Source organism: Luteimonas kalidii (genome assembly GCF_029887935.1).
Lineage (GTDB): Bacteria > Pseudomonadota > Gammaproteobacteria > Xanthomonadales > Xanthomonadaceae > Luteimonas > Luteimonas kalidii.
In genome coordinates this window covers 145,168-158,405 of sequence record NZ_JARXRO010000014.1, presented here as the reverse complement: position 1 = coordinate 158,405, position 13,238 = coordinate 145,168, and the positions used below count along the sequence as shown (strand labels likewise).

Genomic DNA, 13,238 nt, shown 5'->3' with positions numbered 1-13,238 from the left:
ATGCGACCTTGCCGAACATGTCCGTGCCCCTTGTGTTCGCCGTTCCAGCAGATTTAGATTGCGCGTGGGCAACTTGCCGCGAACGCGCGCTGGGCCGGACCGGGGGATCGCGATGGAATGCTTGTACGTGCGCCGGCGTTTCGGCGGCTGCCTGTCGCTGTTGACTTGCTTCCTGGTCCTGGGCTGTGGCGTTTCTGGCGGGGATGGCGCCCCGGAGCCGGCGGGCGTGTCGCCAGCCGCACCCATACAGGCGGCGGCCTCACCTGCGCCACGGCGGGCGGCTGGTTCAGCCGGCAACGCGTCGGACATGTCGGCCAGCCCAGACACGTCGAAGGGGGAGGCGCGCTTTCTTCCACCCGATTGGTATCCGACGGGTGCGAGCACGGGCGAACTGATTGCGATCGCCTCACTGGATATCGACGGCAACCGTCGTGACGACATCGTCATGGCATCCCGATTCACTGGTGTGTCGAGCGTCGGTAAACCGACGCGATTCCTGGTGATGCGCCAGTCTTCGGCAGGAACCCTGTTGCCGATCCAGGAAATTCCCTACCCGGGCAACTTCCGCTCAGTCCTGACTATGAAGCTGGCTTCCGCGGACGTCGACAACGACGGTATCGAAGACGCCGTACTGGCGTCCGACCGCGGAATTCTCGTCCTGAGCTACAGCGCGTCCACCGGCTACCGGATTACCGAAGCGACGTTGTCATCATGCGCGCACATTGCGCTGACCGACATCGATCTCGACGGAAATGTCGACGCCGCGTGCCTCTACGAGATGTTTCTCTCGACGTTGATGGGCGATGGCTCGGGACGCTTCGTCGACTCCGGTTCCTGGCGGCTACCGTCGGACGGCTGGGTCGACCTGAAAGCCGCTGATGCGAACGAAGACGGCTTTACCGACCTTTTGCTTCTGCGTGACGGGATTGGCGCCGAACTGATGGTGTATCCACATGATGGCGCGGGAGGTTTCCGCGCGCCGGACAGCATGCCGATGCCTCCCAACGAGGACGCGCCGCCGTCGGGATCCGACATCAGCGACGCTGGCATGGAAATCGGGGACTTCAACGACGATGGCTTGGCAGATCTCGTCGTTTCCACGACGAAGCGCATGCCAGCCCTGTTCCACGTGCTGTACCAGTCGCCAGGTCGAGAGCCGCCCCTTTTCCGGATCCGGCAGGTCGACCTCCCCCAGATCGCTTCGCATTTCGCGGTAGCTGATTTCGAGAGAGACGGAGACGACGACATCTTCGTCCGTTTCCCTGCCGGCGCGGTGTCGCACGCGACCGTTTTTCGCCAGGAGTCCGGCCGCCTGGTGAAGGGCGAAGACATTTCGTCCGCGCCGTCCGTTCCCTACGACCAGTCAAACTCGACCACGGTCGGTGACATCGACAGCAATGGATGCCCGGACGTACTGTCGGTGGACGGCGTGGCCCTGTGGATCAACAGGGTCGAAGGTTGCTTCCGTCGCGATACCGGTGGCCGCGGTCACCGATGGAAGCGTTGAGCAGAGACTGATCGATCAGGGGGCGGCACGGGGCAGCCGGTCGAGCAGCGCCACCCAGAAGGCTTCGGGCAGGCGTGCGTCGATGCCGACGCTGGCGTAGCGGTCGGTGGCGAAGGCGGCGCATTTCACGGCGTCCTTCTCGGTCAGCAGCACCGGCAGGTCACTGCCGAAGCGCAGGTCCTCGGCGGTGTAGGCGTGGTGGTCGCCGAAGGCGTGGGGCACCACCGCGATGCCGTGGCCGCGCAGCATCGCGAAGAAGCGCTCGGGGTCGCCGATGCCGGCCACCGCGTGCACGCGCTGGCCCGAGTAGGCGGACAGCGGCTTCGGCCGTCCGCCGCGCAGCGGCCGGGCCGGTCCGGGCTCGAACCACATCGGCCACTCGCCGAAGCCCGCGGCCAGGTCGGTGGCGTCGCCGACGTTGAGTACCCGGAAGTCGCAGCCTTCGCCGCGTACGGGCGGTTCGCGCAAGGGGCCCGCAGGCAGCAGGCGACCATTGCCGTAGCGACGACGGCCGTCGATCACCTCGATCTCCAGGTCGCGCGCGAGCCGGTAGTGCTGCAGGCCGTCGTCGCAGACCACGATGTCGCAGCCGTCGGCGACCAGCGACCGCGCCGCCGCGACGCGGTCGCGGTCCACGCGCACGCGCGCGCCGGTCCGGGTCGCGATCAGTACGGGTTCGTCGCCGCCGAGCGCGGGATCGGTGTCAGCGTCGACCCAGCGCGCGGCGGCGGGATCGGTGCGACCGTACCCGCGGCTGGCGACGCCCGGTGTCCATCCGGCGGCGCGCAGGCGCTCGACCAGGGCGATGGTGAGCGGCGTCTTGCCGCTGCCGCCTGCGACCAGGTTGCCGACCACGACGACGGGGCACGCGACGCGCTGGCGCCGCAGCACGCCGCGGCGGTAGAGGTCATGGCGCAATCCCGCCAGCGCGCCGTACACGCTGGCCAGCGCACGGGCGTGCAGGGGGACGGCGGCATCCGCGTACCAGTAGCGCGGCGGCTGGCCGGACCCGCGGCTCACGCCTCGCCGCCGTCGCGGAACTGCATCCGGTGCAGATGCGCGTACAGGCCTCCCTGCGCCAGCAACTGGGCATGCGTGCCCTGCTCCACCAGCCGGCCCTGGTCGAGTACCAGCACCTGGTCGGCGTGCTCGATGGTCGACAGGCGATGGGCGATGACCAGCGTGGTGCGATCGGGCATCAGGCGGGTCAACGCCTCCTGCACCAGGCGCTCGGATTCGGTGTCGAGTGCGGCGGTGGCCTCGTCGAGGATCAGGATCGGCGCGTCGCGCAGGATCGCGCGTGCGATCGCCAGGCGCTGGCGCTGGCCGCCGGACAGCATCGCGCCGTTCTCGCCGATCGGCGTGTCCATGCCCTGCGGCAGGCGCTCGATGAACTCCCAGGCGTTGGCGGCTTCGGCCGCGGCGCGCAATGCCTCCGGGCTGGCGTCGGCGGCGTAGGCGATGTTGGCGGCCACGCTGTCGTCGAACAGCATGACCCGCTGCCCGACCAGGGCGATCTGGCGACGCAGATCGGACAGGCGGTAGGCGTCGAGTGGCGCGCCGTCGAGCGTGATCGTCCCCGAACTGGGTTCGTAGAATCGCGGCACCAGCCGCACCAGGCTGGTCTTGCCGCTGCCGGAGCGGCCCACGATCGCGGTCACCGTGCCCGGCGCGGCACGGAAACTGACGTCGTGCAGGGCGTGGCGATCGTCGTCGTCGCGCGCGTAGCGCAGCGAGACATGGTCGAACACCAGCTCGCCGCGCGCGCGCGCCACCGGACGGGCGCCGGTGTCGGCTTCCTCGTCCGAGTCGAGCACCGAGAACAGGCGCTCGGCCGCCGCCACGCCGCGCCCGATCACGCTCTGCACATTGGTGATCCGGCGCAGCGACGGAATGATCCCCATCATCGCCGTCATCAGCTGCACGAACTCGCCCGGGTTCAGCTGCCCGACCAGCGCCTCGCGCACCGACACCCACACGATCGCCGCCAGCGCCAGCGCAGCGAGGATCTGGACCATGGCCGACGAGGCCGCGCGCGTGGTCTCGACCTTCATGTTCAGGCGCAGGATGCGATTGGCGAAGCCCGAATAGCGCGCCCGTTCGAACGCCTGGGCGCCGTACACCTTGACGTCCTGCTGCGCGGCCAGCGACTGCTCGGCGCTCGCGGCCAGCGCGCCCATGCCGTCCTGGATGCCGCGGCTGATGCGCCGGTAGCGGCCGCCGACGTACCAGACCAGCACACCGATGAAGGGCGCGATCAGGATCATCGCCAGCGTCACCTTGACGCTGGTGTAGAGCATCAGCCCGAACAGGAACAGGACGGTCAGGCCGTCGGTCAGGATCGCCTTGAGCGCGTCGGAGCTGGCCTGGGTGACCTGTTCGGTGTCGAAGTTGAGCCGGCTCACCATCGCCGGCACCGATTCGGTGTCGAAGCGGCTGCTCGGCAGGCGCAGGTACTTGCCCAGCACCAGTTCGCGCAGGTCGCGCACCACGCTGCGGCCAACCCGCGCCATGCCGTAGTCGGTGGCGAAGGTCGCCACCCCGCGCAGCAGGAATAGGCCGATGATCGACAGCGGCAGCACGATCGCCATCTCGGGCTTGGGGTCGACGAAGCCGTCGTTGGTCAGCGGCTCCATCAGCCACACGAACGCGGCGCCGGCCAGCGCCTCGATCACCATCGCCACCATCGCCACCAGCAGGAACGGCCAGTAGACCCAGGCGTGGCCCAGCAACCGCCGGTAGACGGGCCATGCGCCCGCGGCGTCGGCGGTCACGGGGGCGGCGGCACCGGTCACGGCGCCGCCGGGGCGGGCGCTTCGGGCGCGGTGGCGTTGGCGATGCGGGTGAAGCCGAGCTGGCCCAGCGCGTCGTAGGCGGTCACCACCGCCTGCCACGGCGTGCGCGCGTCGGCGCGCAGCAGGACCGTGCGCTCTCGGTCCTCGCCGGCCACTTCCACGATCGTGCGCTTGAGCGATTCCACGTCGGTGCGCAGCGCTTCGCGGTCGCCCACGAAGTAGCGCCCGTCGGCGTTGATCAGCAGGCTCAGCGATTCGGACTGCGTGTTCGGCTCGCCGCCGGCGCGCGGCAGTTCGAGCTTGAGCACCGAGCGCGCGTCGAAGGTGGTGGTGATCACGAAGAAGATGATCAGCACCAGGATCACGTCGATCAGCGGCACCAGGTTGATCTCCGGCACGTCCTCGGCGCGGCGGTCGCGGATGCGCATCGGCTCAGGCCTGGACCGGCTGGGCGTCGGGCGGGACGGCCGCCACCGCGGCGGCGGCGCGGCGTGCGCGCGGATCGATCACGTCCATCAGCTGGATCGCCTCGTGCTCCATGTCGACGATGTAGCCGTCCACCCGGGCGCGGAAATAGCGATGGAACACCAGCGCCGGGACGGCGACGATCATGCCCGCCGCCGCGCACACCAGCGCCTTGCCGATGCCGCCGGCGAGCTGGTTGACGTCGCCGACGCCGTGGTCCATCACCCCGAGGAACATCTGGATCATGCCCACCACGGTGCCGAACAGGCCCAGCAGCGGACCGGCGCCGGCGATGGTGCCGAGCGCATTGAGGAATCGCTCCATGCGGTGCGCGATGTGGCGGCCCACGTCCTCCACCCGTTCGCGTATCTCCTCGCGCGGACGGTGGCGCACGTCCAGCGCGGCGGCGAGCAGCGCGCCGAGCGGCGAGTTGCGGCGCAGCGAGTCGATGTGCGTCGGATCGAGCTTGCCGCGCGCGGCCCAGGCGCGGACTTCCGGCCCCAGGCCCGGCGGCAGCACGGCCTTGCGACGCAGCGCCCAGAAGCGCTCGACGATGATCGCCAGGCCTACCGCGGACAACAGCAGCAGCGGAATCATCGGCCAGCCGCCGGACTTCACCAGTTCGAGCACGTCCTCCCCTCCGGCCCTCGGGCCTGACCTGACTGCGCGATAGGATAGCCCAGCGCCCGGGTGCCGCCGGGTGACTCAGCGCACGTGGTCGATGCGGCGCTGCGCGTCCCACAGGCGCGGGTGGTCGCGACGGCGCGCCTCGATCCGCACCCCGTCGCGGCGCAGGCGCACGGTCACGGCGCCGTCGCGGGCGGTGACCGCGGGCTGCGCGCCGGCCTGTTCCCAGCGATCCATTACGGCCTTTTGCGGATGGCCGAAGCGGTTGCCGTGGCCGGCCGACACCAGCGCCACCTGCGGCCGCGTGGCCTCGATGAGCGCGGGATCCGACGAGCTTCCGCTGCCGTGGTGGGCGATCAGGACCGCGTCGCTGCGCAGTGCGCCGGGATGGTCGTGCACCAGCATGCGCTCGACCACCTCGCCGACGTCGCCCGCCAGCAGCGCCGCACCGTGCGCGGATTCGATCCTGAGCACGCAGCTCGATTCGTTGCCCATCGACGGGAAGTGCGGGTCGGGATGCAGGACGCGGAACGCGACGCCGTCGGCTTCCCAGGCCGTGCCGGCCAGGCACGGGGCGGCGCCGTCGATCGCCGCGTCGGGGGCGGCGAAGACGGGTCCCTCCGGGAACCGGCGACGCAGGGAGTCGAAACCGCCCGCGTGGTCGGCATCGCCATGGCTGATGACGGTCGCCGCGAGCCGGCGCACGCCAAGCGCGTGCAGCGATGGCACCACCACGCGCTCGCCGGCGTCGAAGCCTTCGGGCACGGCCGGTCCGGCGTCGTAGAGCACTGCGTGGCGGGCGGTCCGGACCAGCAGCGCCGTCCCCTGCCCGACATCCAGCATCACCAGGTCGAACTCGCCGGGCCGCGGCAGGTGCCGGTCAGGCCACAGCAGCGGCAGCCACAACAGCAGGGCCAGCGCCTTGCCGGGCACGCCGCGCGGCAGCAGCAGCCACAACGCGCCCAGCAGTGCCAGCGGCGCCGCGTACCAGCGTGCCTCGGGCAGCCACCACAGCGCGGCGCGCCCGCCTGCCAGCCACTCGAACAACGGCCACGACAGGTCGAAGGCGGACGCGGCCAGCCGCCAGGCCCATCCGCCCCACCCGGCCTGCAGCGCGTCCAGGCCGGTCCCCAGCAGCGCGAGCGGCACCACCACCAGGCTCCACCACGGGATCGCCACCAGGTTGGCGAGCGGTCCGGCCAGGGAGGCCTGTCCGAACAGGGCCGCGGTCAGCGGCAGCAGGCCGAGCGTGGCCACCCATTGCGCGGCGAGGAACCCGCCCACCAGCGGCTGGTCGCCGACCCGCGGCAGGCACCACACCAGCCAGGCCACGCCGGCGAAACTCAGCCAGAAGCCCGCGGTCAGCGCCGCCAGCGGGTCGACCAGCAGCAGCGCGATCGCGGCCAGCGCCAGCGCATCGGCCACCCCCACCGGACGCCGCCACAGCCGCGCCAGCACCACCACCGCCACCATCAGCACCGTGCGCACGGTGGGCAGCGCGAAGCCCGCCACCGCCGCGTAACCCGCCGCACCGAGCAGCGCGCCCACAGCGGCCGCCTGTGGTCGCGGCATGCGGCGCCCGAGCGCAGGCGCCAGCCACCACAGCCCGGCGAACACCAGCGCGGCGAAGCCTGCCACCAGTCCGACGTGGAAGCCGGAAATGGCGACCAGATGGGTCAGGCCGGTGGCGCGCAGGGTGTCCCAGTCGGCATCGCCGATCGTGCGCGTGTCGCCGAGCGCAAGCGCCCGCACGAAACGCGCCGACGGCCGCGCCACCTCCCGATCGATCCGCGCCGCAGTGCGCTCGCGCCAGCCGTCGATGCCCGCGCCCGCATGCAGCCGCTCGAACCGCTCGCCGTCGCGCACGTAGCCCGTGGCCGCGATCCGCGCGGCCAGCATCTGTCGCTCGCTGTCCGAATGCCCCGGGTTGCGCAGCCCGCGCGGCGCGCGCAGGCGCACCGTGAAGCGCCAGCGGCTGCCGGCCTCGATTCCGAACCGGTCGTCGCGCGGCGCGGCGCGATCGTCGTACCACGACAGCCGCAGCAGCCGCCCGTGCAGCGCCGGCGCCACCGCGTCGTCTCGGTCCACGCGCAACAGGAAACGCGTCCGCCGCGCCTCGTGCTCCGGCAACTGCACCACGCGTCCGGACAGTTCGAAATCGCCCCGCTCCAGTTCGGGCGGCAACTGGCGCGACAGCGTCCACGCCGCATGCAGGCCGAACAGCGCGAGCCCGACCAGCAGTGCCCCGGCGGGCCGCCGCCAGTCCTGCGTCCGTCCCCAGGCGCCGGCTCCGACCAGCAGCAGCGCGACCAGGACGGCCACCGGCGGCAGCGCCGGCAGGCGCGATGCGGCCAGCACGCCCGAGACGCATGCGATGGCCACCGCCGGTCCGAAGGGCGGCCGCGCGACGCGGCCGGATGTCTGCGGACCGTCCATGGTCCTCGCCGGAATCGGGAACACCGGCGCATCGTGACGCCCCCAATGCGCCCGCGGCATCGGTCGATGTGGTGGCGCCAGGTAGGGATAGTCCGAACCGGGCGCTGCCGCCGCGGCCCGCGCGATGCGTGCCGCCGGCGGACCTGCAGACCGTCGATCGCCTCGCCCGCCGGTGTGCGTTCCACTTCACTCCTACTTCACCGACACCCCATCGCCCGGCCACGGGCGGCGCCCATCCTGCCGCCACATCGAACCGGACGGACGAACGTGGCGGATCCAGCGCGCATGCAGTGGGACGTGGTGATCGTCGGCGCGAGTTTCGCGGGCGCCGCGTGCGCACTCGCGGCGCGGCGCCAGGGCCTGCGCGTCTGCGTGCTCGAGCGCAAGCGCGACCCCGGCATCCGCCTGCACACCACCGGCATCATCGTGCGCGAAGCGGCCGAGGGTGCCGCGCTCTCGGCGCTGCCGCCGTCGCTGGTGCGGCGCATCGACGGCGTGCGGCTGTACGCGCCGAACCTGCGCAGCCTGGCCCTGCAGCGCGACGACTACTACTTCCTCGCGACCGACACCCCCAACGTCATGCGCTGGCTGGCCGCGGAGCTGGAGCGTGCGGGGGTGGAGATGCGGCTGATGCAGTCGTTCACCGATGCGCGCCGCGTCGACGGCGGCTGGCAGGTCGACGGTCTCGGCGGCTGCCGCTGGCTGGTGGGCGCCGACGGCGCGAAATCACGCGTGGCGATGCGGGCGGGCCTGGGCCGGGTGCGCGAGTTCCTGTACGGCGTCGAGTACGAGTTCGAAGGCGCTACCCTGCGCGAACCCGGGCGCCTGCACTGCTTCATCGACCGCGCACTGGCGCCCGGCTACATCGGCTGGGCGGCGCAGGGCCCGGACGGGGTGCAGTTCGGACTCGCGTTCCGGCACCGCGCCGACCGCGCCGGTGTCCCGGACATCGATGCGCTGCGCCGTCGCGTCGGCGCACGCCTGGGTATCGATCCCGCGCTCGCGCCAGGCGCCACCCGCGCCGGCCTGATTCCCTGCGGCGGCCCGGTGCGCCCGCTGGCCGCACCGGGCGTGATCCTGACCGGCGATGCCGCGGGCATCGTGTCACCGGTCACCGCCGGCGGCATCCATTCGGCCTGGCGGCACGGGGAGGCGGTGGGCGATGCGATCGCCGCGCATCTGCTGCACGGCGGCCCGGATCCGGCGCGTGTCGCCGAACGCGCCGCGCCCAGGTTCCGAAGCAAGCGCGCGTTGCGATGGGCCTTCGACCACCTGCAGCGCGACTGGCCGTTCGACCTGCTGCTGGGCACCCCGCCGCTGCGCTGGGCGGCGGAGCGGATCTACTTCCATGCCCGTGGCCATGGGTCGCGACCACGGGGCGTCGCGTGATCGCACTCCTGTCGCTGTTCGCGCTCGCGATTGCGTTGTGCGCGGCGATCGTGACGGCATTCGTCGTCGCGCCGCGCGAGATGTCGGCGCTCTCGGCTTGCGCGGTGGTGCTGGCCGTGGGTGGCTGCGCGGCTCTGGTGCGTACGCACCGCCTGTCCCATGTGCCCCCGGCGCTGGGCGTGTGGCAGGTGCTTTACGCGGAAGAGGAGGCCTGGGGGTTCGGGCCGGGCGGCAACGAGGCCGGCTTCATCTCCTACCGTCTGCCTGGGGACGCCGCGCGAGCGCTCGCGGCCGGTGGCGTGGAGTACCTGGAGCGGATGCCGCCGCCGGAGGCATCGCGCCGCTGGCGCGGCCGTTACAGCGACTGGCGCGCCACGCCGTTGGCGCCGGACAGACGCTGGCCGCCCGATTCGACCACCGGCCGCCACGAGATCCTGCAGTACGTCTGCGCGTACGGCTTCTGCATCGATGTCGACCGCGACCAGCTGCGCGCTGCGGCCGAAGCCGTGAATACGCCCGGCAGCTACTGCGCCTACGGCCGCATCGGGATGATCGTGGTATCGCCGCGCACCCGGCGCGTGTACTACTTCTACAACGGCTGACCGCCGCCTTCAGCGCAGCTCGAACGCGTCCCCGTCCAGCATCGCCGGGAACCGCTCGCGATGCTTCTCAAGTTCGGCGCCGAGCAGCGTCGTGGTGACGACCACTTCGGCGTCGCTGCATTCGCTCACCGGATGGCCGAGGAAATCGATCACCGCGCTGTCGCCGTCGTAGTCGATGCCGTTGCCGTCGGCACCGACCCGGTTGAGCCCGGCCACGTAGCACAGGTTCTCGATCGCGCGCGCCCGCAGCAGGGTCTTCCACGCGTAGGCGCGTGCCGCCGGCCAGTTGGCGACATAGAGCACCAGGTCGTAGTCCAGCGCGCCGGGCCGTTCGACATCGAAACGGTTGCGCGAGTACACCGGGAAGCGCAGGTCGTAGCAGACCAGCGGGCAGATCCGCCAGCCCTTCCACTCCACGGTCACGCGCTCGCGACCGGCGGCATAGCGCTCGTGTTCGCGCGCGTAGCGGAACAGGTGGCGCTTGTCATAGTGCTGCAGCTCGCCGTCGGGCGTGACCCAGAGCAGCCGGTTGAACACCGACCCGTCCACGCGCAGCTGCACGCTGCCGCAGACCGCCGCCTGCAGTCGGCCGGCCTGCTCGCGCATCCAGGCGACGGTCGGGCCGTCCATCGTCTCGGCATCGCCGATGGCGTCGTTGGAGAAGCCGCTGGTGAAGGTCTCCGGCAGCAGCACCAGGTCGGTGATGCCGTGCAGCGGCGCGATCAGGTCGGCGTAGTACGCGCGGTTGCCCGCCGGATCGTGCCAGCGGGTCGCGCCCTGCACCAGGGACACGCGGAGATTGTTCATGGTCATGTCCTCACAACCTCTGCAGGCGTTCGATCGCCGCGTCCAGTGTCGCCTCGTTCTTGGCGAAACACAGCCGCGCCAGGCGCTGGCCAGCCGGCGGCGTCTCGTAGAACGGCGACAGCGGGATCGCCGCCACCCCCTTTTCGACCGTCAGCCAGCGGCAGAACGCGGCATCGTCCAGATCGCTGACCGCCGAATAGTCGACCAGCTGGAAATAGCCACCCGGCACCGGCAGCGGCGCCAGCCGGGTGGTGGCGAGCTGATCGCGGAACCGGTCGCGCTTGGCCTGGTAGAACGCGCCGAGCTGCTCGTAGTGCTCCGGCTCGGCCTCCAGCATGGCGGCGAAGGCATGCTGCCCCGGGGTGAAGGTGGAGAACACGTTGTACTGGTGCACCTTGCGGAACTCCGTGCCCAGCGCCGGCGGCGCGATGCAGTAGCCGATCTTCCAGCCGGTGCAGTGGTAGGTCTTGCCGAAGCTCGAGACCACGAACGCGCGCTCGCGCAGCGCCGGGTGGCGCAGCACCGACTCGTGCCTGGCGCCATCGAACACGATGTGTTCGTACACCTCGTCCGACACCAGGAAGATGCCGGTGCCGTCGAGGATCGCCGCCAGCTCGCGCATGTCGTCCGCGGACAGCATGGCGCCGGAGGGGTTGTGCGGGCTATTGATCATCAGCATGCGGGTGCGCGGGCCGATCGCCTCGCGCACGCGCTGCCAGTCCGGGGCGAAGGTGACCGGATCGAGCGGCACGTGCACCGCGCGCGCGCCGGCCAGATCGATCGCCGGCTCGTAGCAGTCGTAGCAGGGATCGAGCACCACCACCTCGTCGCCGGCGCGCACCACGGCGTGGATGGCGTTGAAGATCGCCTCGGTCGCGCCGCTGGTCACGGTGACCTCGGTGTCGGCATCGGGCGCGTGACCGTACACGCGCGCGGTCTTGGCCGCGATCGCCTGCCGCAATGCCGGCACCCCGGTCATCGGCGCGTACTGGTTGTGGCCCGCGCGCATCGCCCGCTCGAGTTCCTCCACCAGCCGGGGCGGCACCGGGAAGTCCGGAAAGCCCTGGCCGAGGTTCACCGCGCCGTGTTCCTGCGCCAGCTGCGACATCACGGTGAAGATGGTGGTGCCGACCTTCGGCAGTTTGGTCTGGATCATCGGGGGACGTCGGGGGCCTTGGCGAAAGGCTGCAGTTTACGATCCGTGTGGGATCGGTTACATCTAGCGGATGTTCACGCAGGAGACGCCCGGCATGGTTCCCTCCCGGCCTGCGGACGAGATGGCCCACGTCCAGGCTGCGGGTGGCGGTGTCGATGCCCCGCCCTTCGACGTGGTTGCCCGGCGCAGGACGCACTGAGCCGCCATGCCCCCTGCCCCCTCGCCCCCCGAACCGGCGCGCGTGTCCGAGCTCCTGCACGCCTATCTCGCGGCCGAGTACCGCTGGCAGTACGACGGCTCCTGGCACGACGTGATCATCGGGCTGCCCACGCCGGGGCTGGAGCTCGCGTATCCCGCCGCCACCACGTTCGGGATGCTGTCGGCCTGGAATCCGCGCTCGATCGAACGCAGCGAAGAGCAGAACCGGCGCGACGACGACGCCCTGCACGCGCAGCTGGTCGCCGGCGGATACGGCATACGTCCGGCCTTCGCCTCCGCCCGCAACCGCAGCTGGCGCGAACCGAGCTGGCTCGTGATGGGCATGGAGGTCGACCAGTTCGACGCGCTCGCGCGCCGTTTCGGCCAGCTCGGCACGCTGTGGTGGCGGCCGGGCGACGCGGTACGGCTGCGCATGGACGCGCCCCGGCCCGCCGACGAGACCGGTGACGCCGACGTCGACTGGCTACAATGACCGCGATGGCCGACCGCCGGCCGAAGCGCCCGTGATGCCAGACGCCCCTCCCGCCGCCGCGCCGCTGCTCGACGTGCGCGGCCTGTGCTTCGCCCGCGACGAGATGCCGCTGTTCGGCCCGCTGGACTTCAGCGTTCAGCCCGGCGAAGCGCTGCTGGTGCAGGGTGGCAACGGCGCCGGCAAGACCACCCTGCTGCGCGTGCTCGCCGGCCTGCTCGACGGCGGCAATGGCGAGGTGCGACTGGCGGGGGTGCCGGTGGCGGCGGCGGCGCGCGCCGGCCACCTCGCCTATCTCGGCCATCTGCCGGGCCTGAAGGCGGACCTCACGGCTCGCGAGAACCTGGACTATCTATGTGGCCTGCTCGGGCGGCGGCCGACGCTCGACCTCGACCCGGCGCTGGCGATCGTCGGCCTGGCCGGCTTTGATGAGGCGCCGGTGCGTCACCTGTCCGCCGGCCAGCGCCGGCGGCTGGCGCTGGCACGGCTGTGGCTGTCGCCCGCGCCGCTGTGGCTGCTGGACGAGCCATACGCGAACCTCGACCTGCCGGGGATCGAGCTGGTCAACCGCATGGTGCGGGCGCACCTGGACGCCGGCGGCGGCGCCCTGGTGACCACCCATGGCGCCTATGCCGCGCCGCCGGTGCGCACCCGTTTGCTTTCGCTCGGCCACCAGGAGGCGGTCGCATGAGCGCGGGCGCGGCAGCGGGGGCCATTCGCAGCGCCGTTGCGCCACCGGTGGGGGCGCACCTGTGTTCGCTCCGGC

The 13,238-nt window shown here is 71.5% G+C and carries 11 protein-coding genes and 1 pseudogene; 5 read left to right on the top strand and 7 right to left on the bottom strand.

Annotation, left to right across the window (positions count from 1 at the left end; translation table 11 throughout):
- Positions 1-112 precede the first annotated feature (112 nt).
- Positions 113-1,507, top strand: a complete 1,395-nt coding sequence (locus tag QFW81_RS06310; RefSeq protein ID WP_280577812.1) for an FG-GAP repeat domain-containing protein — start codon at positions 113-115, stop codon at positions 1,505-1,507.
- Between the two features lie 15 nt (positions 1,508-1,522).
- Here the strand turns inward: QFW81_RS06310 and lpxK are convergent, their stop codons facing one another.
- From lpxK to QFW81_RS06285, 5 genes and pseudogenes are all read right to left on the bottom strand, one after another.
- Complete coding sequence (gene lpxK / locus QFW81_RS06305; RefSeq protein WP_280577811.1) at positions 1,523-2,527, bottom strand: tetraacyldisaccharide 4'-kinase; 1,005 nt, start codon at positions 2,525-2,527, stop codon at positions 1,523-1,525.
- Entirely contained in the window at positions 2,524-4,281 is a 1,758-nt protein-coding gene (gene msbA, locus QFW81_RS06300; RefSeq protein WP_280577810.1) for a lipid A export permease/ATP-binding protein MsbA, read from the bottom strand. Before msbA ends, lpxK begins: the two co-directional genes overlap by 4 nt.
- 17 nt (positions 4,282-4,298) lie before the next feature.
- The gene (locus QFW81_RS06295; protein WP_280577809.1) at positions 4,299-4,730 is read right to left on the bottom strand and encodes an ExbD/TolR family protein; all 432 of its coding nucleotides are present in this window, start codon (positions 4,728-4,730) and stop codon (positions 4,299-4,301) included.
- 4 nt (positions 4,731-4,734) lie between these two features.
- A complete protein-coding gene (locus QFW81_RS06290; RefSeq protein WP_280577808.1) occupies positions 4,735-5,397 on the bottom strand; it encodes a MotA/TolQ/ExbB proton channel family protein in 663 nt (220 codons plus the stop codon).
- Positions 5,294-7,830 (bottom strand): annotated as a pseudogene (locus tag QFW81_RS06285) (DNA internalization-related competence protein ComEC/Rec2); the annotation flags it as partial. The pseudogene QFW81_RS06285 and the gene QFW81_RS06290, both read right to left, overlap by 104 nt.
- Positions 7,831-8,115: 285 nt before the next feature.
- Between QFW81_RS06285 and QFW81_RS06280 the strand changes: the two are divergent.
- Both QFW81_RS06280 and QFW81_RS06275 read left to right on the top strand, forming a co-directional pair.
- Positions 8,116-9,219, top strand: a complete 1,104-nt coding sequence (locus QFW81_RS06280; protein WP_280577806.1) for an NAD(P)/FAD-dependent oxidoreductase — start codon at positions 8,116-8,118, stop codon at positions 9,217-9,219.
- Positions 9,216-9,821, top strand: coding sequence for a hypothetical protein (locus tag QFW81_RS06275; protein WP_280577805.1), 606 nt, complete (start codon positions 9,216-9,218; stop codon positions 9,819-9,821). Before QFW81_RS06280 ends, QFW81_RS06275 begins: the two co-directional genes overlap by 4 nt.
- Before the next feature lie 9 nt (positions 9,822-9,830).
- Here QFW81_RS06275 and QFW81_RS06270 read toward each other — a convergent pair whose 3' ends face one another.
- Both QFW81_RS06270 and QFW81_RS06265 read right to left on the bottom strand, forming a co-directional pair.
- Positions 9,831-10,628 carry an amidohydrolase gene (locus tag QFW81_RS06270; protein ID WP_280577804.1) on the bottom strand — a complete coding sequence of 266 codons (798 nt, stop codon included), beginning with the start codon at positions 10,626-10,628 and terminating at the stop codon, positions 9,831-9,833.
- Positions 10,629-10,638: 10 nt separating this feature from the next.
- Positions 10,639-11,784 (bottom strand): pyridoxal phosphate-dependent aminotransferase, encoded by a 1,146-nt coding sequence (locus tag QFW81_RS06265; RefSeq protein WP_280577803.1) that lies wholly within the window; start codon positions 11,782-11,784, stop codon positions 10,639-10,641.
- A gap of 241 nt (positions 11,785-12,025) precedes the next feature.
- Here QFW81_RS06265 and QFW81_RS06260 point away from each other — a divergent pair, with 241 nt between their 5' ends.
- The gene (locus tag QFW81_RS06260; RefSeq protein ID WP_280577802.1) at positions 12,026-12,475 is read left to right on the top strand and encodes a DUF3293 domain-containing protein; all 450 of its coding nucleotides are present in this window, start codon (positions 12,026-12,028) and stop codon (positions 12,473-12,475) included.
- Positions 12,476-12,509: 34 nt separating this feature from the next.
- Complete coding sequence (gene ccmA / locus QFW81_RS06255; protein WP_280577801.1) at positions 12,510-13,163, top strand: heme ABC exporter ATP-binding protein CcmA; 654 nt, start codon at positions 12,510-12,512, stop codon at positions 13,161-13,163.
- The last annotated feature ends 75 nt before the right edge of the window (positions 13,164-13,238 follow it).

Coding starts and splice junctions, on each gene's coding strand:
- QFW81_RS06295 (WP_280577809.1), bottom strand. CDS start 4,730: ATGCGCATCCGCGACCGCCGCGCCGAGGACGTGCCGGAGATCAACCTG.
- QFW81_RS06265 (WP_280577803.1), bottom strand. CDS start 11,784: ATGATCCAGACCAAACTGCCGAAGGTCGGCACCACCATCTTCACCGTG.
- ccmA (WP_280577801.1), top strand. CDS start 12,510: ATGCCAGACGCCCCTCCCGCCGCCGCGCCGCTGCTCGACGTGCGCGGC.
- QFW81_RS06280 (WP_280577806.1), top strand. CDS start 8,116: ATGCAGTGGGACGTGGTGATCGTCGGCGCGAGTTTCGCGGGCGCCGCG.
- QFW81_RS06270 (WP_280577804.1), bottom strand. CDS start 10,628: ATGAACAATCTCCGCGTGTCCCTGGTGCAGGGCGCGACCCGCTGGCAC.
- QFW81_RS06310 (WP_280577812.1), top strand. CDS start 113: ATGGAATGCTTGTACGTGCGCCGGCGTTTCGGCGGCTGCCTGTCGCTG.